Annotated in this window: 19 protein-coding genes and 1 tRNA gene; 5 read left to right on the plus strand and 15 right to left on the minus strand. The window is 63.0% G+C overall.

From position 1 onward, the window contains the following. Nucleotides 1-84: 84 nt before the first annotated feature. The 10 genes from IE053_RS06670 to IE053_RS06715 form a co-directional block, all read right to left on the minus strand. Complete coding sequence (locus IE053_RS06670) at nucleotides 85-1,644, minus strand: agmatinase family protein (RefSeq protein ID WP_189573651.1); 1,560 nt, start codon at nucleotides 1,642-1,644, stop codon at nucleotides 85-87. 91 nt (nucleotides 1,645-1,735) lie between these two features. Continuing rightward, nucleotides 1,736-2,725 carry a HupE/UreJ family protein gene (locus IE053_RS06675; RefSeq protein WP_189573653.1) on the minus strand — a complete coding sequence of 330 codons (990 nt, stop codon included), beginning with the start codon at nucleotides 2,723-2,725 and terminating at the stop codon, nucleotides 1,736-1,738. Next, complete coding sequence (locus IE053_RS06680; RefSeq protein ID WP_189573656.1) at nucleotides 2,715-3,497, minus strand: peptidylprolyl isomerase; 783 nt, start codon at nucleotides 3,495-3,497, stop codon at nucleotides 2,715-2,717. Before IE053_RS06680 ends, IE053_RS06675 begins: the two co-directional genes overlap by 11 nt. A 125-nt stretch (nucleotides 3,498-3,622) precedes the next feature. Next, complete coding sequence (locus IE053_RS06685; protein WP_189573659.1) at nucleotides 3,623-5,830, minus strand: serine/threonine protein kinase; 2,208 nt, start codon at nucleotides 5,828-5,830, stop codon at nucleotides 3,623-3,625. 3 nt (nucleotides 5,831-5,833) lie between these two features. After that, complete coding sequence (locus IE053_RS06690; RefSeq protein ID WP_189573662.1) at nucleotides 5,834-6,388, minus strand: sigma-70 family RNA polymerase sigma factor; 555 nt, start codon at nucleotides 6,386-6,388, stop codon at nucleotides 5,834-5,836. 54 nt (nucleotides 6,389-6,442) lie between these two features. Further along, complete coding sequence (locus tag IE053_RS06695; RefSeq protein ID WP_189573665.1) at nucleotides 6,443-7,618, minus strand: hypothetical protein; 1,176 nt, start codon at nucleotides 7,616-7,618, stop codon at nucleotides 6,443-6,445. An 86-nt stretch (nucleotides 7,619-7,704) separates the two neighbouring features. Continuing rightward, entirely contained in the window at nucleotides 7,705-8,478 is a 774-nt protein-coding gene (locus IE053_RS06700; RefSeq protein WP_189573668.1) for an outer membrane lipoprotein-sorting protein, read from the minus strand. Further along, nucleotides 8,471-10,780: an efflux RND transporter permease subunit gene (locus IE053_RS06705; protein WP_189573671.1), complete on the minus strand. Its 2,310-nt coding sequence runs from the start codon at nucleotides 10,778-10,780 to the stop codon at nucleotides 8,471-8,473. Before IE053_RS06705 ends, IE053_RS06700 begins: the two co-directional genes overlap by 8 nt. 121 nt (nucleotides 10,781-10,901) lie before the next feature. Next, the gene (locus IE053_RS06710; protein WP_189573674.1) at nucleotides 10,902-11,573 is read right to left on the minus strand and encodes a hypothetical protein; all 672 of its coding nucleotides are present in this window, start codon (nucleotides 11,571-11,573) and stop codon (nucleotides 10,902-10,904) included. Between the two features lie 331 nt (nucleotides 11,574-11,904). Then, nucleotides 11,905-11,994, minus strand: a tRNA-Ser gene (locus IE053_RS06715). 113 nt (nucleotides 11,995-12,107) lie between these two features. Between IE053_RS06715 and IE053_RS06720 the strand changes: the two genes are divergently transcribed. Genes IE053_RS06720 through edd form a run of 4 tightly spaced genes read left to right on the plus strand, consistent with a single transcriptional unit; the run spans nucleotide 12,108 to nucleotide 16,484 of the window. Beyond that, on the plus strand, nucleotides 12,108-12,566 hold the full coding sequence (locus tag IE053_RS06720; RefSeq protein WP_189573677.1) for a CC0125/CC1285 family lipoprotein: 459 nt from the start codon (nucleotides 12,108-12,110) through the stop codon (nucleotides 12,564-12,566). Nucleotides 12,567-12,583: 17 nt separating this feature from the next. Continuing rightward, entirely contained in the window at nucleotides 12,584-14,035 is a 1,452-nt protein-coding gene (zwf, locus tag IE053_RS06725) for a glucose-6-phosphate dehydrogenase (protein ID WP_189573680.1), read from the plus strand. Further along, nucleotides 14,028-14,690, plus strand: coding sequence for a 6-phosphogluconolactonase (locus tag IE053_RS06730; RefSeq protein WP_189573683.1), 663 nt, complete (start codon nucleotides 14,028-14,030; stop codon nucleotides 14,688-14,690). The genes zwf and IE053_RS06730 overlap by 8 nt, the downstream gene beginning before the upstream one ends. Before the next feature lie 9 nt (nucleotides 14,691-14,699). Further along, nucleotides 14,700-16,484, plus strand: a complete 1,785-nt coding sequence (gene edd / locus IE053_RS06735) for a phosphogluconate dehydratase (RefSeq protein WP_189573685.1) — start codon at nucleotides 14,700-14,702, stop codon at nucleotides 16,482-16,484. Nucleotides 16,485-16,487: 3 nt separating this feature from the next. On the opposite strand, the gene IE053_RS06740 is transcribed toward edd, so the two are convergent. The 5 genes from IE053_RS06740 to IE053_RS06760 all read right to left on the minus strand — a co-directional run bounded on the left by IE053_RS06740 (nucleotide 16,488) and on the right by IE053_RS06760 (nucleotide 22,987). Continuing rightward, complete coding sequence (locus IE053_RS06740; protein WP_189573688.1) at nucleotides 16,488-17,825, minus strand: MATE family efflux transporter; 1,338 nt, start codon at nucleotides 17,823-17,825, stop codon at nucleotides 16,488-16,490. A 67-nt stretch (nucleotides 17,826-17,892) separates the two neighbouring features. Beyond that, nucleotides 17,893-20,277, minus strand: coding sequence for a response regulator (locus tag IE053_RS06745; protein WP_189573691.1), 2,385 nt, complete (start codon nucleotides 20,275-20,277; stop codon nucleotides 17,893-17,895). Beyond that, on the minus strand, nucleotides 20,277-20,828 hold the full coding sequence (locus IE053_RS06750; protein ID WP_189573694.1) for a YfiR family protein: 552 nt from the start codon (nucleotides 20,826-20,828) through the stop codon (nucleotides 20,277-20,279). Before IE053_RS06750 ends, IE053_RS06745 begins: the two co-directional genes overlap by 1 nt. 99 nt (nucleotides 20,829-20,927) lie before the next feature. Beyond that, nucleotides 20,928-22,751, minus strand: coding sequence for a ferrous iron transport protein B (gene feoB / locus IE053_RS06755; protein ID WP_189573697.1), 1,824 nt, complete (start codon nucleotides 22,749-22,751; stop codon nucleotides 20,928-20,930). Then, on the minus strand, nucleotides 22,748-22,987 hold the full coding sequence (locus IE053_RS06760) for a FeoA family protein (RefSeq protein WP_189573700.1): 240 nt from the start codon (nucleotides 22,985-22,987) through the stop codon (nucleotides 22,748-22,750). Before IE053_RS06760 ends, feoB begins: the two co-directional genes overlap by 4 nt. 173 nt (nucleotides 22,988-23,160) lie before the next feature. On the opposite strand from IE053_RS06760, the gene IE053_RS06765 reads away from it, so the two are divergent. Then, nucleotides 23,161-24,906 (plus strand): M2 family metallopeptidase, encoded by a 1,746-nt coding sequence (locus IE053_RS06765; protein ID WP_189574808.1) that lies wholly within the window; start codon nucleotides 23,161-23,163, stop codon nucleotides 24,904-24,906. Nucleotides 24,907-24,972 lie beyond the last annotated feature (66 nt).

Consider the following 24,972-nt stretch of genomic DNA (forward strand, 5'->3'; position numbering starts at 1 on the left):
CTCGCATTCCTTCAAATCCTGCGAGGCTAAACCGGCGCTGCGGGCCTTTTCTTGATCGAAGCCAAGGTTTCTGCGCCGACGCGCCTAGAGTTGGGGGCTTTCCCCGCCCTCGTCCAGCGGCCCCGCGCGCCTTTGGCCCGGCGGGGACCAGGCGTAGCCCTCGTCAACCTCGACCTGCTTGCCTTCAGCCTTGCCCAGCTCACCCGCCTCGGGCTGGCGGTGTTCGGTGGTCAGGTCGCTGTAATAACCAGCATCGTCAAAGCCTTCCTTGCGCATCGCCATGCCGGTGAGGCAGGCGTGAACGATGAAATTGGCATTGAGTGCGGTGGCATAGGTCGGATCGAGCATTGGGGCGACCTCGACAATCTCGAAACCAAGGATCTCATTCTCCGCACACAGACCCCGGATGAGCGGAATAGCCTCCCGCATGGTCAAGCCGCCGGGGACGGGCGTTCCGGTCCCCACCATATAGGCCGGGTCCAGAACATCGACATCGAAGGAAATGTAGATCGGCTTGCCGCCCTCTCGCGCTTCGCGGAGGGCGGTCGTCATCACGGTATCCCAGCCCTTTTTCTCAACCTCGGCCATGGTGTGATAGCGCATGCCGTTGTTCCGCATCCACTCGAAGCCGTCAGGTCCCGGCCATGGGCCGCGCAAGCCGACCTGGATGTAGCTCGCCGGGTCCACGTGGCCTTCCTTGACGAGCCGGTAGACAGGTTGCCCATGGGTGATCCAGTGGGCCCTGCCGCGGCCTGCGTCGTAGTGGGCATCGAAATGGATGACGCCGAAGCTCTTCTTACCGTGAACATCGGCCAAGGCTGCGACATTGGGATATTCGAGGCTGTGATCTCCGCCGACAATGAAGGGCACCGCTCCCGCATTGGCGATCTCGCGTACGCGTTCGCGGACATGGTGCACACTGATCTCGGTGCTCATGTTGTCAACAGCAATGTCGCCATAGTCGACAATGGTGAGGACCTGTTCCGGTGCGATCATGGTGGCCATATCCTCGCCAACCATGCCGTAGACGGCGCGCATGGCCTGCGGGCCGTATCGTTGGCCTCGATATCCGCTTCCCATGTCGAGGGGCGCACCGACAATGGCGACATCGACATTGCCCGCCTCAAGGTCCTCCGGATACACAGCAACCGGCGCACCGGCGAAGGTTGCAATGCCGAACCGGCTGGAAGCATAGTAGTTGATATTGATCGGGCCGGGCTCGCGCTCAGGGTCCATCTCCTTCGGCCTCATCACCTTCCAGGAGTTGAAGCTTGAGCTATCCGTATTGAGAGGAATAGAAGCCATATCCGTTTCCGGATCGAACTTTGCCTCGTCGGCGAGGAACTTCATGCCCTCGATATAGGCGATGGTCGCCTCGCGGGTTTTGGGCTTGAGCTTTTCGAAAAGGCGTTCGGGCTTCGGATAAGCCCCGACGCCTTCATCCGAGAGAAAGAACTCTCGCAGCTCCTCTGGCGCGTCTTCGAGTCGCCTCTCAAGCCAGCGGGGAAGCTCGACCGGTTTCTCCCCGGCTTCGGTCGCGACTGGTGCCGGGGCCTCGGCATCCCGCGGGCGCTCGACCTGCGCCAGTGAAGTGACGGGCCAGATCACTGCCGCAGCCAGCAGAGTGTGGAGATTCCTGTGCATACCGAGCCTTCCCCCAAGGTGTTGCCCCACGCCTTTTGCAGTCAGTCCACTCTCGAGGAGCGGTAAAAGCAATCCCAAGCCGCAGCCGGCTTCATGCCTGCAAGATGAGGAAGGTCCGCTCGATCATCCAGAACATTGCAAACCCTCCGCACCCGACCAGAACCGCCTGGCGGGCAGGCTGCAGGGTCTTTCCGGCAATCGCGATGAGTCCGAGCAAGACTGCGATAATCGCAATCTGGCCCAGCTCAACACCGACATTGAAGAAGAGGAGGCCACTGAGCCTTTCACCTTCCCCGACCCCGAGCCCCGCGAGCGCGCTCGCAAAGCCGAGGCCGTGGAGGACGCCGAAGAGGCCGATCGTCAGGAAGGACGCAAGCGAAGCCTGGGAGGCCCTATCCGCCGACATCGCCTCCCGCGCAAGGAAAACGATGGACAGCGCAATGACGGCCTCGACCGGGAGGATCGGAACCCGGATCACATCAAAAAAACCAAGCGCGAGGGACACGGAATGCCCCGCCGTGAATGCCGTGACCAGACGCAGAAGCGCCCCGCCTGCCGTCATCAGCGTCAGGACGATAACGAAAAGAAGGTGATCCCATCCGAACCAGATATGCAGGACGCCCTGATAGAGAAAGTCGCCCGCCAACTTGGTCAGGGACCGGCCGGCGACCTCGCCGAGGGGGAGCTCCAGTAGCCCGTCCGACGCTGTCACAGCCGTGCGCACGGTCCGGGCATCGAGCCTTGCCTCGAACTCGGCCCCATCGAGGCGCCACGGAAGGACGATAGCGTCCGGTGGCCCGAGGGGACGATCACAAGAAAGCGCGTAGACGGAGCGAATGCCTTGCCCTTCGACGAACCGGCCACGGAGCTCGCCTGTGCACTGGTCCGGCCAAACCGGACTGTCCAGCGTGGCGAGTTGTTGCGGGAGGTCGGCTGTGAGAAGGTAGGTGTGGACGCGCTCTTCTCCGTGCTCGTCTTCGATTGAAGGCTCGAGCGCGATTTTCGCCGTACGGACGACATCTGCCCATGCGTCGCCGGGAAAGAGCGAAACCAGCACAACGAGGATGATCCTAGTCCACATTGTAGCGGCTCTTCAGAGCATCGAGGCGCTGGTTGAGCGCCTGTTCCGCACGCGCATACAGGAGGTCCTGCCGAACCGCGTCACTGACCTCGGCGAAGGCCAGCTGGCGCGGCGGGAACTCTTCTGACTTGAAGACGTAATGGATCCCGCGCGCCGATCGGACGGGTCCTGTCCATGTGGCGCTCGGAGCCGCGTCGAGCGCTTCCAGAAACCCCGCTCCTGCGAGGCCCCTGATCGCCGAGGCCTCGTAGGCTTCGAAGGAGTGGCCAGCCCAGAAAGGATCGCCTTCAAGGACCAAACCTTCGCGAAGCCTCGCCATGGCGTCCTCGGGCACGCGGGCCTCGGACAGAAAAAAGACGTGCCTGAACGAATAGGACCACTCAGTCGTGTATCGCCCCAGATTGGCTGCGTAGTGATCGAGCACTTCTTCGTCCGTTGGCTCCGGCAGGCTGCCGACGATACGGCGCTTCTGCAGCTCGATCAGCCGTTGGCGGACGATGCCGTCGGAGAGGTGCAGCCCGTCATCGACGGCCGCGCGAAAGAGGAGCGAATCGCGGAGCAGCTCGGCCTCGAACATGGCCATGCGCGTGCTGTCAGGCGGGGAGCCCCACATCTCCTCGAAGTCTGCCGCACGACGATCGAGAGCCGCCTGCGACACGCGGACAGCCTCCGTCCCGGAGCTGGCGATCAATTGGTTCAGCAGGAACAGTGCCGCGCCGAGCACGAGGAACTGCACCATTGGACGCATCGCAAGATGTCGGAAAATGTCCATAAAGAACAGCCCCTAGCTGCCAGAAGAGCCTAGCACCGGTCGAACGCCAAAAGACAGGTCGCGATAGCAGGGGCACCGGATCCGCCGCGGCGCGAGACTTATAGAGCCAGACCCATACGGTCCCTTTACTGATTACAGTGCTCCGTGCCAAAATAGTGTGTGAGGACGCTCGTCGTGACGGCGTCCCTTTCCTTGTCCGTCAGAGAGAGCGGCTCCGCAGGCCCGCCGCATGCGGAGGCCACACAACGCCGTCCTGCTTTTGACCGGACGCGGATACGCGTCCTGGCATCGTCGCCGAAATTCTCACTGAAATGATCTGATTCCAGCACCTCGCGTGCCGCTTGGCATTGGCCGCTGTGTGCAAGAGCCTCGGCGTGCAACCACCGGACGCGGGCATCCGGGAGGCTGCCGGGAGCGAATCTCTGCCCAGCGCCCTCGAGGATACTCTCGAGCAGCGTGAGGGCGTCAGCGGGACGGCCATCGTTGAAAGCGATCTCGGCCTGCAATGTCGTGGAGAGGATCACATCGCGGCTGTTGGGAGCGTACTTCAAAAGGTCCGCATGGACACGGTCTGCGATCTTGCTGGCGGTCTCGCTATCACCGCTCCCGTAGAAAAGGGCTTCAGCGGCCCGCAGCCGATAGGCGCTGTCCTGTACGATATCCTTGCCGACGGTGTTTTCATCAGCGATCTTCATGGCTTCGACAATCGACGCCACCCGGCCATCGAGATCGCCGAGCCGCTCGAGCATCCGCCCGCGCTTGTCCCAGAGGAATTGCCGAAATTGAGGCGACGGCTCGTTCTCCAGTGCCTTTTCGAGCACCGGCAGCGCGGCTCTCGCATCGCTCTCCTCATAGGTCATCTCGGCAACCGTGGCGGCGGCGGCAGCGTGATTGGCCGTGTTCGCGCCGGGTCCCTCCGCATACCGCGCGAGATAGCGACGGGCATAGGGGAGCGCCTCGTCCTCCCGGCCAGCGTTGCGCAGGGCGACGTACAGCGCACCCTCTCCCTGCAGCAGCCAGTAGGGATCCCCATAGCCGGCATCGATCCATGGCTTCAGGATCTCTACGGCCCCATTGAAGTCGTTCTTGTACAGGAGAGTCCGCCCCACGGTGAAGACGACACGGGCCGCGGCATCGGGCTCGTCCTGCCACGTGGCGTGCGCTTCACGGGCAGCTGTCAGGTAATGCTCCGTAAACGCCTCTTCGTCAACGCCCAGATCGAATGCAGCACGCTGCATCAGGCTGGCCGTGGTCGCCTGCTGGCCTCCTGTGAACTGCGCGTCCTGCAGGGCGAGCTCTGTAGCGGCCAGTGATGCGGCCAGCTCCGACCGGCTTTTCGCGACACTGTCGAGGAGAACGAGACTGGCCGTCAGCCCACCGACGAGCGAGACCAAGAGCGCTGCAGCGGTTACGGACAGAACAGTGTTCCGCCTCACGAAACAGGCGAAGCGGTAGCCATTGCCACCGCCAAAGGCCTCGACGGGCCGATTCTCCAGCACCGCGCGGATGTCCGACGCGAGACGGTCGACACTGCTGTAGCGGTCCTCCGGGTCAGGAGCTGTAGCCTTGCGGATGATTGCCTGAAGCTCTGGAGAAAGACCTTCTGTCGTTGGCAATTCGACGCCGCCCGCAGCGTTCCGCTTCGGCAACTTCTCGGTCAGCAGGGTATAGAGGACGAGGCCGAGCGAGAAGACATCCGAAGCCACCGAAGCAGGCTCGCCTCGCCACTGTTCAGGGGCTGCAAACAGGGCGGTCATGCCGCCTTCCGGGTTGGCCCGGTCCATTGATACGGAAATTCCGAAATCGATCAGGCGCGGTCGTCCGTCCTTGTCGAGAAGGATGTTTGACGGCTTGATATCCCGGTGAAGCACGAAAGCTCGGTGGGCATAGATCACGGCGTCACAGATCTCGAGGAAGAGGCGCAGCCGGTCGTCTCGTGACAGCTCGGGTGGGATTTTCTCCGAAAGCGGCGTGCCTTCGACGAGCTCCATGACGAGGAAAGGGCGCCCGTCCGGGGCGGTGCCCCCATCGATCACGCGTGTGATTCCGGGGTGCTCCAGCTGTGCGAGCGCCTGCCGCTCCCGGCGGAACTGCTCGGCAGCTCTGGGATCGGTCAGGGCGACGAGTTTCAGCGCCGCTGTCGCTTCGTAAGCACCGTCGGCCCGTTCGACCTCGTAGACCTCACCCATACCGCCGCGGGCAATCAGCCTACGGATACGCCACGCGCCGAAGACCGTGCCGGGTTCAGACGATGGTTCGGGACCGGACGAAAGCTCGGGCGCGCTGGTTCTCAGGAAATGTGTCGGGGCATCGTCGTCGCTGGTTGAGCTCATGGCTCACACGGCCATTTGTTGCGCGAGCCAGTTCCTCGCTGCCCGCCATTCGCGCCGGACCGTCCGTGTCGAGCATCCCATCAGCTCGGCGGTCTCTTCTTCGGTCATGCCCGAGAAGTAACGGGCATCGAGAAGCCGGGGCCATCGCGCGTCCTGCACGCCCATGGCCGAGATGAGGTTCGTAATCGCAACGATGTCTTCCGGGGTTTCCTCGAACTCCGGAAAAAGCGGCGATGCCTGCTCCATCGGGACCTCGGCGAAGCGGTCGCGCGAGGCCGTCGTCCTGCGCCGTGCATAGTCGCAGATCACCTGCCTGATCGCGAGAACCGCCGTGCTGACGAAGTGATCGTTCGATGTCCAGGTGACGGTTCCCGAGAGCTTGAGCAAAGCCTCATGGACGATGTCGTGGGTCAGCAGTGAAATGGGGACCGCGTGGCGTCGCCGCTTTGACCGGGCGATACGCAAAAGGGCATCGTAATGCTCTTCGACGAGCACCGCGGCGGCCTGCTCTTCCTGCAGTGTGTAGGCGCTGGCCAACTGGTCTTGCAAAGCCCCCATGGAAAGAGGATTGCAGAAAACAATACTGGTCGCAAGGCTCGGGGCGTTCATTGGTTACAGGGCAAACCCAATGCTGAGGGTCACGCGGGACGCGTCGCCGAACTGTCCGAAAAGCCCTTGGCGCGGTCCGTAGAATAGATCGCCGCCCAGCGTGGCGGTCCACGGACCGCCGAGCTGTCGCGTGAGCTCCGTACGAAGAACGCCGTCGCCCGTCCCATGGGTATGCAGGCTCTCGGCCATCAGGGTCCACCGGTCCGTGCCGAGATCGCGCCGGACCCGCAGGGTGGTCACCACGTCCCGGTCCGGGCGCACCGCATCGACGTCGGACGTCAGCTGGTCGATGATGACCTGTGCGTTGAAATACGTCTCGCCGAACGCATACCAGTCAGCACCCGCCCCCACCGTGAGACGGCCCGTCTCATCATCCATCGGAAGCGACGCGGGGCGAAGGTTGACGGGCTGGTCGAATACATAGGCGGCCTCGAACCGCAGGACGGCGGCGCCCGCGGGCCGGACCAGATCGACGCCGAGCATGGTCGTCCGGTCGTGAGCAACCTCCAGTCCGGTTCCGTTGAAGCGCACGACACCTTCAAGGTCAGGCCCGGACAAGGCTACGAGATGCGCGTCTGTCCTGCCGAAGGACGTTCCGATCCGCGCGCCGAGGCGAGGGCTCTCCCCGAACCCTCCGGGCACGTCTCGCTCGGGATTGGTGGCGGTCACCCCAACTTCGTATCCACCGCGGAACCGCGGCGCTACCGGCTCGAAGGCGTCGCCAGGCGCAGCGACCTGTGTGACGCTCCCGAAGGGCGCCGCGGCGAAATCATAGGACAGACGGCCGACCTCGCCCCGGAGCCGCGCCGCCCAGACGGGGATCCGGTCGGGTCTCGGTTCCCTCGCGACCCACTCGGTCAACCTCTGGGGATTGAAGCCGTCCGTGATCCGAACACCATCGAGGACACCCCAGGCGACCGTCTGCTTCCCCAGCGTCAGGCGAGAATGTCCGAGGTCGGCCTCGAGCGTGACATGATCGAGTTCCAACCTGGCATCGTCGCCGATCTCAAGCGGCTGTTCAGCATCCGCGAAGCCGTCCAGTCGCCCGAGCCCTGTCCGAGATCCCGCGGCTTCGATCCGCACCCCCGCACGGAAGGAGAGCCACGCCGAGAGCTCCTCGCGCAGCTCCGGGCGGAGCAAGGCATAGGTCTGAGCGACGCCGTCCCCATCGGCCGCCATCCTGAGTTCGCCGTCCAGCCGCAAAGGGTGTGCCCTCGCCTGGCCCAACAACATAACCGTCAGCACTGTGAGCGATGCAAGTCTTATCACGGAAGCTGGCTTCCGGCCCGGTCAAGGTCGCGCGCATCGAACAGCGTGGCGCTCAGTCCCCGGGCGACGCGGGAGTCGTCAACGCGGACAGAAGTCGACCGTCCGGTCTTGTGGTTGACGACCTCGAAGGACTTGGCAGTCCAACTGTCACCAACACGCTGAACTTCATTTACCTCGATTGTCTTCAGCGGTTCGCCTTCGGGATCTGCGAAATCGATGAGCATAGGGAACCAGGTCTCGGGATCGATCTCGGCCCGGAACCCTCCATAGCCGGTTTCTCGGGCGACCTGCGGGCTCTTGGATGTCCCGATCAGGACGAGGCGACCGTTCTTCTCACCGCCCGCCTCGAAGTCATAGTCGGCGAGGCCGAATTTGAAGTCGTCCTTGACATCGCCATAGGTCAGTTCCGTGGCCATGAACCGGCCAGACCTGTCCGTCGAAGGGATACGCCGCACTCTCTCCGTTGACGGAAGGAAAAGCCAGGTCTCGTCGGCCGCTTCGGGGGCGACGTAATCGAAGCTGAGAAAGGCCGTATCGCGAATATTGGCGGGACGGTCGAAGAGCAGCAGCATGCGGCTGACTTCATCTGTCTCGCGCACGGCCAGGCGTGCGGTCCGCTCTCGCTCCCGTCCCTTGCTATCCCGGAGCGTAAATGTGATCTGGCCTGTTCGCTCATCGTCAGCGATGCGGTTAGCGATCTTCTCGGCAATCGCCTCGCCGGACATCGCTTGGGTGACGGCCAGAAGGCAGACGGCGGCAAGTTCAAGCATGAGCCTTTTGCTTTCCACGCTGATAAAGCGCTGTGAGTGCGGGAATGAGGATGAGCGCACCGAGAAGGCTTCCGACCGCCGAGGAGGCGATGAGAAGACCGAACCATCGCAGGACGGGAGTGCCGCTGGTCGCGACCACGCAGAAACCCGCCGCGAGGCTCAGGGCACTGAAAAGGCATGCACGCATCACCGTGTCGTAGCCAGCAGGCAGGAGCTGCCCCGGCGACTTGGGTTCCGCCTTGAGCGCCTTGGTCAGGTGGATGCCGAAATCCACCCCGAGACCGGCGGCGATCGCTGCACACATCGACGTTGCCGGCGCCAGATCGATGCCGAACACCGCCATCGCGGCATAGAGCAGCAGGATCCCCGTCATGACGGGAACGATCGCGATGAGTCCCTGGCGCAGGCTCGACAGCACGACCACGGTCGCGATGAAAACGAAGAGGACTGCCGCGCCGATCGTCCGGGCGTGACTGGCCCGCAGCGCCTTCATCCAGCCATCGTTCACCGCCAGGCGGCCGCTCACCTGGACATCGATACCGGTGTCCGCTGAAGCGTCCGCGGCGATAGAGGCGAGTTCCTCGACCAACGGTTCGTTGGCGGAGAATTTCCCCGTTGCGGCATGGCCCCGAAGCCTCGTGTAGCGGCGCCCGAAATCGATCTGGTTGTCGAAGTCCTCGGGTTCTCCGCTGGCCTCGTACAACAGCATGTATTCAGCAGGCGCATGGTCCGAGGTCGGCAGGCTGCCCGGCTGCGCACCGGTGAGGCGCTCGTGCATCAGGGAAATCTGTTCACTGAAGGCGCTGACGGTCCGGATGCCCTCGAGGGCTTCGAAGCGCTGCTGGAGGTCGTCCACCTTGGCCACGGCATCAGCGGTAAGGAGGCCACCGTCCTCGCCTGTATCAACGATGAGATCGACAACATTTCCGCCGTCGAACCGTTCCTGCAGGATCTGGTCGGCCTGGAGGACAGGGTCACCTGCGAGAAAGTAGTTGTCTCGCTCATAGTCGAACCTGACCTGCAACGCGAATGCGAGAGCGACCGCGAGGAAAAATCCGGTCAGGATACAGGCCAGGAGAGGCCGCTCTGCCGATGCGGTTGCGAGACCCCTCAGTATCCGATCCATCCAACTCGCGGAGGTCCCTGCGCCTTTCCGGTCGGCGAGATACACCTGAACCGCGGGCAGGAAGGTCAGGCTGAGAACACCGGCGGCCATCGTCCCCGCGGCCGCGACGAGTCCGAACTCGGCCACGGGAACCATGGGCGAGCCGACCGCCAGGCCGAGAAAACCCAAGGCGGTCGTCACACTGGTCAGAATGATCGGCGTTGCGACATCGCGCATGGCACGACCCATCGCTGCCCGGCGGGACAGCTCTGGATGAAGCCTCCGCTGCCGCTGAAAGGCAAGGGTGAGGTGAATGCTATCGGCCACCGCGATGGCCATGACGACAACTGGCAGTGCCGTGGTGATGAGATAGTAGCGACCGTCCATCAGGCCGATGGATCCGACGGCCACGATGGCTGCGCCCGCAACAACGATAAAGGGTGCGATGATCGCCGTCGGGCGCTTCAGGGCCCATAGCAGGAAGAGGGCAATCACGACGGCAGCAAGGGGAAGGAAGACTTTCGTGTCATCCGCGATTCGTTCAGCCAACCGACTGTTCATGGTCGCCACGCCTGTCAGGTGGACCTCGACACCGGGTGGCGCCAACCGCTGAGCGAGGTTTCTCACTTCGCTGACGACCTGTTCGGCGTGGTTCGGATCATCGACCGGAACGATTGCGGCCAGCGCATCCCCTGTATGAGCGATGAGCGTTCCTTGGAACGGAGGCATCGACGCAACCAGCTGTTCAGCCGCCTCGGGATCGATCGGGTCGCCAACGATCAGTGGCGCTTCGAGATCGCCTGCATCATTGGTGACGATGGCCCTTTTCGACGCGAGGCTCATCACGCCCGGGGCGACGCCGCCGATCTCTTGGACCTCTTCCGTGAAGGCCCTGAGGGCGCTCAGCAGTGGTTCATTGAGAGCCGATTTGCCCTCTTTCTCGGCAAAGACGACGATAATCGGGTCTTCGATACCGAAGGTCTCGCGAGCGAAGTCTCGCGCAGCGACGGCGGGGTGGTCATTCGCAACGAAGGCATCGACCGATGAATCCTTCTGGACCAGCGTCAATCCGTAGACAAACCAAAAGAGCGGGAGAAGGGAAATCAGCACGGTCAGCCAGGGTGCCGCCAGCAGGATATCCTGCCAGGTCCGATTACCCGTCGTGCGCGCCATCCCGGCAGAGCCAATCGCTTTCATTGTCACGCTTTTCCGGTCACTCGATGCGGATACGACCGGGGCGGGCGAATCCGGCCATTGGGTGGGAAAGATTCTGACCCAAGGACGGAAACGCCGGCCCCTGCCGCTCCCCCTGTGCCTGTCAGGCTTTCGGCTTGCGTTGTTTGGAACGGGCGAAGCCGAGGCTCGCCAGACCCGCTGCGAAGAGCGGCAGTGCGCCCGGAATGGGGACGGGGTTTGTGGGCGCCGGCGTGAAGTCGATCGTCAGGATCGGACTGAACGCAGCACCAAAGCCCTGCTCCATCGACAAGAACGCCAGCGAGGCGAAACTGTCGGTCTCGAGCCGCAGGGTGAGAAGCCCGCCGAGCTGCGCCTGCAGAGGCAAGAGTTGGGTGAGGTTGAAGTTGAAGATGTCGAGCTGGCTGCCGCCGGTCGGGATGCTGCCGTCGAAGACCTGCGTTCCGGCTGCACCGAAGTCAGCAATGGTGACCGCGCCGTCTCCTCCATAAGCGAAGATATCGACTTCCGCCGTTGCGCCGATGGCGTTGCTGACCGGACGGGCGAGCGCTAGGCTGAGGCTCGCAGCATTGACTGTAGCGCCGGGCCCAATAGCGCCGAGGTCGAACTCCAGCACGCCATTGACGATGTTCACGCCAGACTGGACCACGCTGATGGTATCGCTGGTCGTGTCCACGGAATCGCCGCCGAACGTTTTGACCGTGCCGTCGTCCGTGGCCGTGAATTGGATGGTGGCCGCGCTCGCCTGCCCCCCCAGGAGTGCTGCGCCCATGGCGCCGATCAGAAGTCTTCTCATTTTCGTCCCCAACTTACTGGTTTACCTGCGACGAAACCCGCCGCTGAGAAGGAAACGTCCAAGGACCAGCAATCCGGCCAAATTATTTTGCCGCTGCGGTATCTTCAGGATCGAACGCCGCTATCCTGCCGCTTTCCGCTGTCTTTTCCGGACTCATTTGCCTGTCCCGTGGCACAGCTCTGGAGCGTCACAGGATCATCGGCCCAAGACGCTTCGGGACCTGGCCGGAAGCTGCTCCCAAGCCAAAGGTCCACCCCTCAGGCCCGCAAGATGCGGGGCACACGTCCGATGCGCTTGAAGCGCATCGCTATGTCATTGGAAAAAAAGATAATGGCGGAGAGAGAGGGATTCGAACCCTCGGTACGGTTACCCGCACAACGGTTTTCGAGACCGCCCCGTTCGACCACTCCGGCACCTCTCCGGGGAAGCGGCTCACTAGTCGAAAGGCTGCGCCGTTGGCAAGAGGTTTTGCGAACGAAATCGTGCGGTATCCCGCGCTTGGAACTGCGGGCCTTTGCGCCTATCAGTGAGGTCATGAAACAGATCGTTTCCGCCCTCGCCCTTGTCATGGTCGCCGCTTGTGCCGGAACGCCGGACTACGGCCCCGCCAATGCGCGCGGTTTTGGCTATGCCGAACAGCAGATCGAGACCGGCCGGTACCGGGTCAGCTACAAGGCCCGGAATGCGGTCGAGGCCGAGGACGGCGCTCTTCGCCGTGCAGCGGAACTGACGCGGATGCGCGGCTTTGACTACTTCACCGTGGTCAGCCGCGATGTCAGCCGTGAACGCAGTGGCGGCGGAAGTTCCATCGGCATCGGCGGGGCCACTGGCGGTCGGCGCAGCGGTGTCGGCGTGGGGCTGAGCGTGCCCCTTGGCGGCGGAAGCGAAGAAGTCACGACACGCCTCGAAATCGTCATGGGCAAGGGCAGCAAGCCGGATGATCCGCGCGCCTATGACGCCAACGCGGTGCTGGGGAACCTCGGCACCCTCTAACCCTCAAGAGACTGCCCATGGCCATGGCCGATACCTTCGTCCTGTTCGGTGCGACTGGCGATCTTGCCAAGCGCATGCTTTTCCCTTCGCTCTATTTTCTCCATGCGGAGGGCTTCCTTGATGACGACGTGCGGATTCTCGCCGCCGCGCGGAGCCCGCGCAGCAATGAGGAGTTCCGCGCAGAGGTCGCCAGCTGGTGCTGCGAACGGGCTGACGGTGCCAAACAAGATGTCGTCGATGCCTTCGTCGCGCGGATCCATTACCTTGCCATCGATGTGACGACCCCCGAAGGATATGACGAACTGGCCGCCAAGATCCGTGAGAATGGCAAGGGCAAGGAGGTTGTCTTCTACCTCTCGACCTCGCCATCGATCTTCGGCGCGGTGTGCCAGGGCCTGAAATCCCACGGCCTCTCCGAACCGCCGCACCGGATCGTGGTCGAAAAGCCCATCGGCTATGACCTCGAGAGCAATATCCGCATCAATGATACGGTAGCCGAGGCCTTTTCCGAGGAACGGACGTTCCGTATCGACCACTATTTGGGCAAGGAAACCGTCCAGAACCTCATTGCACTGAGGTTCGGCAACAGGATCTTCGAACCACTCTGGAACTCCCAGACGGTCGAGAGCGTGCAGATCTCGATCGCCGAGACGCTCGGCGCTGAGGGACGCGGCGGCTATTATGACGAATATGGCGCCATGCGGGACATGATGCAGAACCACTTGCTGCAGCTCCTCTGCCTGGTCGCCATGGAGCCGCCATCGAGCCTCAACGCCGAGGCCATCCGGAACGAGAAGGTCAAGGTGCTGCGAAGCCTGGGCCCGATCACGGCGGAGAATGTCGAGGCGAGAACCGTCCGGGGCCAGTATAAAGAGGGTTTCGATCCCGATGGCGGCAAGGCCGCATCCTACCGCGACGATGTCGAAAACCCCAAAAGCGAGACGGAGACCTATGTTGCCGTCGCGGCAGATGTCCGGAACTGGCGCTGGGCCGGGGTGCCCTTCTATCTCGAGACCGGCAAGCGGATGGCGGAGCGCAAGACCCATGTCGTCATCGCGTTCAAACCAGTCCCGCACTCGATCTTCGGCGATGATGCGAGCCCGAACGAGTTGCATATTGTTCTGCAGCCTGAGGAACGGATCACCCTGCAGATCATGAACAAACGGCCCGGCATTTCGGCGGAGGGCATGCCGCTGCAAGAGCTACCGCTGAACCTGTCCTTGTCCGAGGCGACCAACGGGCAACGGAGGCGCATTGCCTATGAGCAGCTGATCCTCGACGCGCTGACCAACAACCCCTCGCTCTTCGTCCAGCGGGACGAGCAGGAAGCAGCGTGGAAATGGATCGATGCCATCGCAAAAGCTTGGGCGGAACGGGGGATGGAGCCGAAACCCTACCGCTCGGGCAGCAATGGTCCGTCGGCGAAGCATGTCCTGACTGAACGCAACGGGCACAGCTGGTATGAGTGACTTCAGGGAATTTGCCAGCCGCGACGCACTCTATGAGGAGGCGGCAAGTCGCATTGCGTCGGCGCTGACCGCGGCAGTGTCCGAGCACGGCAAGGGCCACGCGGCCCTCGCCGGCGGCTCGACCCCGAAACCGATCTATGAGCGCATGGGGCGGGACGGCACGGTTCCGTGGGACAAGGTCGTCCTGACACTGACCGATGAGCGTATGGCGCCGCCTGGCGACCCTGCCAGCAATGAGGCAATGATCCGCAAGGCCCTCGAAGGCGGGCCGGGCGAGAACGCGACCTTGGTCCCGCTCTTCGAGGAAACCGATGGCCTGCCGGACCAGGACATCATTCTTCTCGGCATGGGCACCGACGGGCATTTCGCTTCGCTTTTTCCGGGGGCGAAGGAGCTGGCCGAAGGGCTGGCCGACAAGGCACCGCCAGTGCTGAAGGTTGTTCCCGACCCTCTTCCAGCCCATGCGCCCTTCCCGCGGCTCAGCCTCTCCCTTCCCGCGATCCTGTCAGCGGGCGAGATCATCATCGCCATCACCGGCGAGGAGAAGCGCTCCGTCCTCGATCGGGCCCGCGAGGACGGACCGGTGGAGGAACTCCCCGTCCGCGCGCTTCTTCGTTCCGACCATCCGAATATCACTTTCTTCTGGGCTCCGTAGGAGGCTCCCATGACACTGACCGTCAAGGAAATCGTCGCTCGCATCGAAGAGCGCAGCAAGGACGCACGCGCCGAATATATCGAGAAGTGCGAGGAAATGGCGAAAAGGCCGCGACGCGATGGCCTCTCCTGCGGCAACCTCGCCCATGGCTTCGCCGCAGCCGATCCGGGAGACAAGCTCCGCATCCGGACCGGCGCGAAGAATATCGGCATCGTCACGGCCTATAACGACATGCTCTCGGCTCATGCGCCGTATAAGGACTTTCCTGACCAGATCAAGGATGCGGCGCGCAAGGCCGGCGGCACGGCCCAGGTCGCCGGCGGGGTTCCCGCAATGTGCGATGGCGTGACGCAGGGCCAGGACGGCATGGAGCTATCGCTTTTCAGTCGCGACGTCATCGCCATGGCGACCGCGGTCAGCCTGTCCCATGACATGTTCGATGCCGCGCTATGCCTCGGCGTCTGCGACAAGATCATTCCCGGACTGACAATCGGCTCTCTCTCCTTCGGTCACCTGCCGGTCCTTATGGTCCCGGCGGGACCCATGACATCCGGCCTTCCGAACAAGGAGAAGGCACGCATCCGCGCGCTTTACGCACAGGGCAAGATCGGGCGCGAGGAATTGCTGGAAGGCGAAATGGCCTCTTACCACAGCAAGGGCACCTGCACCTTTTACGGCACGGCCAATTCCAACCAGATGATGATGGAGATGATGGGCCTGCACCTGCCGAGTGCCGCCTTCTACAATCCGGACACGCCGCTTCGCGAGGCGCTGACGCGGCGAGCGGCAGAGCATGTCCTCGAAATGGATTCGAGCCGCGCGATGATGCATGTCGTCAGCGCCGGGAGCATCGTCAACGCGATCATCGGGCTTCTCGCGACGGGCGGCTCGACCAACCACACGCTCCATATCCCTGCCATGGCCCGCGCCGCTGGCATCATCGTGACGTGGGAGGACTTCGCCGATCTTTCCAGGATCACGCCGCTTCTCGCGCGGGTCTATCCGAACGGCTCCGCTGACGTGAACCACTTCCATGCAGCAGGCGGCATGGCCTTTGTCATCCGTGAACTGCTTGAGGCCGATATCATCGCCAGGGACGTGGTGACAGCGATGGGCAAGGGCATGGAGGCCTACACCCGCGAGCCCTTCCTGGATGGCGGCAATGTCGTTTGGAAAGCAGGGCCCACGCGCAGCCTCAACACCGATATCCTCCGCCCCGCGAGCGAACCGTTCGCCGCGCAGGGAGGGCTCAAGCTCCTCACGGGGAATCTTGGCGAAAGCGTCATCAAGACCTCCGCCGTAGACCCTGCCCATCGGAAGGTTCGCGCACCTGCGATCGTCTTCGACACGCAGGAAGAGTTTCTCGAGATGTTCAAGCGCGGCGAACTCGAAAAGGACTTCGTTGCCGTCCTGCGGTTCCAGGGACCGGCCGCCAACGGGATGCCGGAGCTGCACAAGCTTTCCCCGCCATTGGGGGTGCTCCAGGACAAGGGCTTCAAGGTCGCGCTGGTCACCGACGGCCGCATGTCCGGCGCCAGCGGCAAGACACCTGCAGCGATCCACATCACGCCGGAGGCACTGCGCGATGGCCCGATCGGCCGTGTGCGGACGGGGGACATCATCAATCTTGACGCGGACAGAGGCGTGCTCGAGGCCGAAGTCGAAGACCTGATGAGCCGCGACGCAGCCCGTCATCAGCGCAACAGCCATAATGGGCTCGGCCGTGAGCTTTTCGGCGCTTTCCGCAGCGTGGTGAGCCCGGCCAATGAAGGCGCCTGCACGCTGTTCGAATAGCGGTCAGGCGCGCACCTTCCCCAGCGCGACGAAGGCAAGAATGGCGACCGACAGGCCGGCCACGATATTGGTCAGCGCAATACCGAAGAAGACCGCCCAGGGCGGCCCGAACTGGGTCGCGATCCATGCCGCGGGGATATAGAGGATAAAGCTTCTGAGGAACGTGAACAGGAGCCCGACCCAGGCCTTGCCGATGGCGTTGAACGCGGCCGAGGCATTGATGACCACGCCATAGCCGCCAAGCGTGACGCCGACGATCAGGAGATAGCTCGTAGCGATGTTCCGTACCGCGCTGTCATCCGTAAACAGACCGACGATCGGATCTGCCAGCAGGAAAAAGCTTGCTCCGAGAACGAAGCCGCAGAGGACGACGAAGAGGAAGGCGTTTCCGATTGCGGCCTTGGTCCGGTCCGGCTTGCCGCTGCCCCAGTTCTGGCCCGCGACGGGACCAATGGCGCTGGACAGGGCGAGCATCGGAATAGTCGTCAGGGCTTCCACTCGCGTTGCCACGCCGAAGGCCGCGACCGCTTCATTGCCATAGGTGGCGAGGAAAGCCGTCACGATACCGATCGACAGCGGGTTGATCATGTTGCTGCCCGCAGCAGGGATGCCGACCTTAAGAACCTCCCATGCCGAATGGGCGAACGCGGTGGCAGTGGGCACGGCTGCTGTGAGCAGTTTCTCCCGGTGGATCACCACGAACATGGCCGCGACCAGCATGATCGCCCGCGCGGCCAACGTGGCCCAGGCCGCGCCTTCAACCCCGAGAGGCGGGATCGGCCCCCAGCCGAAGATGAAGGCCGGGTCGAGCGCGATGTTGATGAGCGCGCCTGCGACCATGATGAGGCTCGGAACGGTCGAGTCGCCATTGGCCCTGATGAGGCCCATGGCGACCATCGGGACCACAAGGAACGGCACACCGACAAACCAGACGCGCATATAGGCAACCACCATGTCGAGAACGCCGCCCTGTGCGCCGAGCAGGGAAAACAGAGGCCGCGCAAGGAACCATCCTGCGACACTGACGAGAGCGACAATGATGAAGGACAGGATCATCGCGTCGGTTGCCAGCCGCCGGGTCCTGTCCATGTCGCCGCGCCCTATCGCGCGGCTGGCCACGGATGAGGCGCCGGCGGACATACCGATGCCGAGGCTCGTGATGGTGAGCACGACGGGGAAGGTGAAGCTGATCGCTGCCAGCTCCTCGGTGCCGAGCTTCCCCAGGAAGAAAGTGTCGGCGAGGCTGACCGACAGGACTGCCGCAACGCCGATGACCATGGGCAGCCCAAGGCGCGCAAGGTGCCCCGCGACGGGGCCTTCGGTCAGGTCTCGATTGGCCACGTCATGCTCCGCGGGGTCCAGATTTCACCTGATAACCCGGCTGGCCCGGCCACCCAACAGGGCAGGATCACGCGGCTTCTTCGGAAATCCAGTGGCGGATCTTGGCGAGGATCGCGTCTTGGCGAAGGGGCTTGGCAACGTAGTCGTCCATGCCAGCCTCGCGGCAGCGGCGCTTGTCCTCTTCCATGGCATGCGCGGTAGCAGCGATGATCGGCACACGTCCGAAGCTGTTCTCGCGCTCATAGGCGCGGATCGCCTTGGTGGCTTCGAGGCCGTCCATCTCCGGCATGGAGACGTCCATGATGATAAGGTCGGGCCGCTTCTCGATGAACTTCTCGACCGCCACCTTGCCATTCTCCGCGATATCAATCTCGAAGCCGAGACCCGCGATCATGTTCGTGACCACGAGCTGGTTCACGCGGTTATCCTCTGCGATCATGATCCGGAGACCGTTTGCAGCCGGAGCTTCTTCTTTGTCTTTCTCCGAAGAGCGTCCTCCGACCTGGACATTGCCATGCTCGTCGATCCGGCCGGCGTCCGCGAGGTTCTTCGTCTGCTCCACGCCGGACGCGACCATCGCTTCGCTGACGGCACGGACCAGCGGCTCGATCCTGTAGGGCTTGGAGACGAACGCCGTGCGGCCGTCATCCCGGCTCGGCTCGCCGATCTGCGACGGCGAGGCCATGATGACGAGGGGGCGGTCGGCAAGCATGTCATCCGCGCGAATGGCTTCGCGCAGCTCGTCGCCATCCATGTCCGGAAGGTCGTAGTCGGAAATGATGATGTCTGGACGCGAGGAGCGGCTCAGCACCTGCAGGGCCCGCTTGCCTGTCGTCGCAGTTTCCACGCGCGCGCCCCAGGAGCCGACGAGCTCATCGAGGACATCGCGGGTCTGGTCCTTTGAATCAATAATCAGGACACTGAGGCCATCCATGGCATCGGTCGGCATGTTGATCTCGGCCTGCATCTTCGCGATCGGCAGGCGGATCTCGAAGGAGAATGTCGAGCCTTCGTTCTCGACGCTCTTCGCCTTGATCTGTCCGCCTGCGAGCTCGATAATAGACTTGGAGATCGACAGGCCGAGGCCGGTGCCTTCGTAACGGCGTATCGACGAGCCGTCGGCCTGCTCGAATTTTTCGAAGATACGCGCCAGCTTGTCCTTGGCGATGCCGATACCGGTGTCAGTGACGGCGATATTGAGGCGTGCCTTGTCGTCTTTCATCTGGCCCGTGATATCGACGCGCACGGACCCTTCTTCGGTGAACTTCACGGCGTTGCCGACGAGGTTCGTCACCACCTGGCGAAGGCGCCCGCCATCGCCGATGAAGCACTCGGGCAGGTCGGGTTGGTATCGGACAACCAGCTCGATGTTCTTCTCTTCGCAGCTTCCGGCCACCAGCGAGACGACATCGTCGACGGCTTCACGCAGGTTGAACGGTGCGCTGACGAGTTTGAACTTGCCAGCCTCGATCTTGGAGAAGTCGAGGATATCGTTGATGATCGTCACGAGGCTGACGCCGGACGACATGATGACGTTGGCCAAGTCCCGCTGGCGGCTCGTTAGCTCTGTCTTCAGAAGGAGCTCCGTCATGCCGATCATGCCGTTCATTGGCGTGCGGATCTCATGGCTCATATTGGCCAGGAACTCTGACTTGGCGCGGCTCGCGGCCTTGGCTTTCTCCGTCGACAGGAACAGTTGCTCGGTCCGCTCTCGGACGGTTTCTTCAAGCGTCGCGTCACGCTGCGCGATCTCTGACAGCATGGCGTTGAAGTTGTCAGCGAGTTGGCCAAGCTCGTCTTCGGAGTACTGATCGACGCGCGCCGTGTAGTCGCGCTCACCGCGCACGTGCTGCATCGCTTCGTTGAGCCGGGCGATGGGAATAGAGACGAAGCTTGCGACGAAACGCGCCAGGATCCAGCTTATCGCGAGAGCGAACAAAAGGACGATGCCGGAAAGACGCTGGTAGCGTTCGATGCGCTGCTGCAGGCGTTCGCTCGAAACGCGGACCTGCAGGGCGCCGATCACTTCGCCATCGGCCGTCACAGGCGTCTGGATTGCAAAGGCACCGGGCAGCGAAGCACCAAGGGTCCTGTCAAGCGGAAGGTCAACCGGCGCACGCGGAGCGTCGAGGGGTAGGCTCTGGCTGATATACTTCCCCTTCACCGAGCCGACAGCATCGACGACATAGGCTGCCTGTATGTCCGAAACGCCTTCGAGGCTGCGCAGGTTCCGGTTGATCGTCGCCTCGTCGTCGAAGGTCAGCGCTGCCGCGACATTGGCTGCCGTCACTTCGGCGAAGCCCTGGCGGTCGGCGAGAAGCTCCTTGCGAAAGGTCTGGGTCTCCAGGAACACGAAGCCTGCATAGGCGGCCATCAGCACCACCACGGTCGAGACCATGATCGCGAAGTTGACCTTCCAGTAGATCGGTAGCCTACGGAACAGCAAAGGCATCACTCGGGCACCTCCTCGGCAAGATCGAGGAGCTGTGCGCTTACCGTCAGCTGATGTGAGACAACCGTCTTTTTACTGATGATCAGTTCCGGACGCCCTTCGCGGTAGGCCATCTCGATGACGCCGCCGATCTTGGCAAAACCCGGTTGCGGAGAGACAGTCAGCGTCGGCTTGCCTTTGAGTGCGCCCAGCACCACCGGGTCAGCGAGGCCACGGGAGAAATAGACGAGATGGCAGGGTCGCTTGCCCAGCGCTTCAGGCGGAACCGCATGGAGCGTGATCGGGCGTCCGCCGACCGTCTGGCCACGGACTTCAAGGAAGCGACCGAAGGCCGGGTCGTCATCGCGCAGGCAGATCCGGAAGCTGAGGCCGTAGTCTGCATCTTCCGGCCACGTCGTGAAACGGGCGATATTGACAATGTGCGAGGGGTGTTCAGTCTGCGCGCGCGCCGACGAAGTGGCAGCAAGAGCCGCACACAGGGCGAGGACCATCCGCAAAAGGATGTCCGCTGCAGCCGATCGGCCGCGGAGATGTGCAAGCAGGCCCTGCATGTACGCTCTTCGCCCTTCCCTCTCTCGCCACCCTAGAGGGACACAGTGAAGGCAAAGCTAAGGCGCACACATTTCAGTCTTAATGAGGGATGAACAAGACTAGGCGCCCAAGGCCCGAGCAATCCAATAGGTCAGTCCAGCCGCCACATAAGCAAGCGCGAAGAGATACCCGACCATGAACGCGGTCCAGCGCCCGGAGTTCATCTCTCGCCTTGCCACAGCGATGGTAGAGATACATTGCGGCGCGTAGACATACCATGCGAGGAAAGCGAGTGCTGCAGCAAGGCTCCACTCGTTTTGCAGCACCGCGGCGAGGCTCTCTTGGTTTTCTTCGGCATTCTGGACGGCGTAGACCGTACCGAGCGCGCCCACGGCGACTTCGCGGGCCGCGAGACCGGGAATGAGCGCAATGACCATCTCCAGCGTAAAACCGATCGGCCTGAACAGGGGCTCGATCACGCTACCGATACGGCCGGCAAAGCTCTCCCGCAGGGTATCCCCCGGATAGCTGACAAGAACCCACAGGACGATGGACACCGTGAAGATGATCGTCCCGGCCCGACGCAGGAAGATGAGCGCGCGGCGCCACAGACCGATCAGAAGATCCTTCGGCTGCGGCCATTTGTAGGACGGTAGGTCCATGACCAGGCGCTGCGTCTGGCCACCTGCCACGGTCTTCTTGAGGACAAGGGCGACGAGAAGGCCGCTGACGACCGCTGCGAGATAGAGGCCGAAGAGCACGAGGCCCTGCAGGTTGAAGGGACCGACCAGCCTGTTCGGGATGAACGCCGCGATCAGAACGGCATAGACAGGTAGCCGCGCCGAACAGGTCATGAGCGGGGCGACGAGGATCGTGACCAGCCGGTCGCGTTCGGACTCCATCGTCCGCGCGGCCATCATGCCCGGGATCGCGCAGGCGAAACTCGACAGGAGAGGGATCACTGCACGGCCTGAAAGGCCCGCACGGCGCATCAGCTCATCGGTAAGGAACGCCGCCCTCGCCATGTAGCCGGACATCTCGAGCACGAGGATGAAGAAGAAGAGGATCAGGATCTGCGGAAGGAAGATCACGACGCTGCCGACACCGGCGAGGATACCGTCGACCACGAGGCTCCTCAGCCAGTTGTCGGGCATGGCGCCCTCGATAGCGGTCTGCAGGCCGACGACAGCCCTGTCGAGCTGGTCCATGGGCCAAGCCGACCATGCGAAAACGGCCTGGAAGACAAAGAAAAGGATTGCTGCGAGGATAACGAGACCGGCGACCGGGTGGAGGAGAACCCGGTCGATCCCCGCGGTGAACTGGTCCCCCTCAGGCTCCTGCGTGATCGCCAAGGAAGCGAGGTCTCGCGCCGACGGCAGGTCATCGGCAGCAACGCGCCCGCCTTCCAGGAGCGCCTTTTCGATATCCGAACGGCCTGCCTTGCGCGGCGCCGTGGTCAGGACGACAGGAACACCAAGGGCCCTCTCGAGCGCTTCGGCATCGAAGGCGAAGCCATCACGGATCGCAAGATCCGCCATGTTGAGGGCGACGATCGACGGGATCCCGAGGCCCAGGATCTTGAGCACGAAGGGCATCTGGCGCTTCAACTGACCCGCATCGACGACAATGACCAACGTGTCGGGCTTGGGGAGCGCCTCCGACCGGCCGCTGATGACGTCGAGCGTGACCTTGCTGTCCGCGCCCCGCGGTTCGAGGCCGAGAAGCCCCGGAAGGTCGATGATGCGCAGGTGGTCGGCGCCGCTAAGGCGCCCTTCGGCGAACTCCACGGTCACGCCCGGATAATTGCCGATCTTGGCCCGGCCGCCTGTCAGCCCATTGAAGAGTGTCGTCTTGCCAACATTCGGCGGGCCGACGAGTGCGATGACGCGCTCCTTGGCTTCGGTTTCCGTCGCGGCGGCCGGTGCACTGTCGAGCGGGCTCATGCGGGCTCCACCTCGATCGCAAGGGCCTCGTCGCGGCGGAGCGCGATCACCGCGCGGCCCAGTTGCACCGCCAGAGGTGTGCCGCCGATCAGGCCTCGGCGGACGATCCAAACGGCTTCGCCGGGGACGAAACCATTATCAGCCAGCTGCGCCGTCAGCGCATCCTCTCCGCGCAGGGCAAGGATGGTGGCTTTCTGGCCGTTCTTCAGGCTCGGTAGGGGAATGGGCGCGCTCATGGCACCCCAATCCCACGCCTGCGAATGACTTGCAATAGACGCCCTTCACGGCGCGGCTTTGCCATAGCCTGCGCGTGACCCTAGAACCCGCGCCGGGAAACGCACCAAGGGAAAATAACGTGAAAAAGACCCTCCTCGCAGCGCTCGCGCTCTCCACGGCCCTCACCCTGCCGATGGATGCCCATGCCCAGCGCGCCACCAAGAAGAACGCCGAGAAATTCCTCGCCGAGGTCGAAGCGAACCTGAAGGATCTCAGTGAAGAAGCGGCGCGCACCGCATGGGTCCGCGCGACCTACATCACCTATGACACCAGCTGGCTCGAAGCACGGATCTCCGCAGAGCTGACCAAGCTCTCCGTCCAGTACGCGAACGAAGCAAAGCGCTATGACCGGACGGACCTGCCGGCCGACATGCGCCGCAAGATGAACATCCTCAAGCAGTCGATCACCCTGCCCGCGCCCAGCGAAGAAGGCGCCGCGGACCGCCTGTCGGAGATCACCACCCGGCTCGACAACGCCTATGCCACCGGCACCATCGAATTCGGCGGCGAGACCGTTCCGCAGAACCAGACCGAGATCCTGATGCGCACCTTGCGCGATCCCGAGCAGCTCGAGGAGGTCTGGACCAAGTGGCGTGAGAATTCGAAAGCGATGAAGGACGACTATGTCGCCATGGTCGAGATAGCCAACGAAGGCGCGCGGGAACTCGGCTATGCCGACCTCGGACAGATGTGGCGCTCGAACTACGACATGGACCCTGACGCCTTCGCCGAAGAGGTCGATCGTCTCTGGGGTCAGGTGAAGCCGCTCTACGACAATCTCCATTGCGCCGTGAAATACAGCCTCAACGAGGAGTATGGCGACGAGGTCGTCCCGCTCGACCAGCCGATCCGCGCTGACCTTCTTGGCAATATGTGGGCGCAGAGCTGGGGCTCGATCTACGACCTGGTGAAGCCCGAAGGCATCGAGGCGGAAGCCGTGGACATCGAAGCGGCGCTCAAGGCCCATGGCTACACACCGCTCAAGATGGTTCAGCAGGCGGAAAGTTTCTTCACCTCGCTCGGCTTCGAGCCGCTGCCTGAGACCTTCTACGAGCGCAGCCAGATCACCAAGCCGGTGGGCCGCGAGGTGGTCTGCCATGCCTCGGCCTGGAACCTCAACGACGAGGACGATCTCAGGATCAAGATGTGTACGGAGGTCAATGCGGACGACTTCCAGACCGTCCACCACGAGCTTGGCCACAATTTCTACCAGCGGGCCTATTCGAAACAGGACTACCTGTTCCGCAATGACCCGAATGACGGTTTCCACGAGGCGATCGGCGACATGGTTGCGCTATCGATCACCCCGGCCTACCTGCAGGAGATCGGCCTGATCGACGAAGCTCCGCCTGCGGAAGCCGACCTTCCGATCCTGATGCAGAAGGCCCTCGACGGGGTCGCGTTCCTCCCCTTCGGCCTCCTCGTCGACAAATGGCGCTGGCAGGTCTTCTCGGGCGAGCTGCAGCCGAACGAGTGGAACGATGGCTGGTGGGCCCTGCGTGAGGAGTACCAGGGTATCCGTCCGCCGGCGGAGCGTCCTGCGGACGCGTTCGATCCGGGTGCGAAGTACCACATTCCGGGCAACACGCCTTACATGCGCTACTTCCTGGCGCGCATCCTGCAGTTCCAGTTCTACAAGGCTGCCTGCGACCAGATCGGCTGGGAAGGCCCGCTTCACCGCTGCTCCTTCTACGGATCAGAGGAAGTCGGCCAGCGCTTCAACGCGATGCTCGAGAAGGGCAACTCGCAGCCCTGGCAGGATAGCCTCGAAGAATTCACCGGCACCCGCGAAATGGACGGCTCGGCCATGGTCGAGTATTTCCGTCCCCTGATGGACTATCTCGAAGAACAGAACGCAGGCCGCAACTGCGGCTGGTAACAGTTCGCGTCATCGCGACTCCCTGCCGCGATGACGCCGCCCACTCCTTGGGCAGCACCGTGCAGG

This window comes from Parvularcula lutaonensis (genome assembly GCF_014651915.1).
In the GTDB taxonomy this organism is placed as follows: domain Bacteria; phylum Pseudomonadota; class Alphaproteobacteria; order Caulobacterales; family Parvularculaceae; genus Parvularcula; species Parvularcula lutaonensis.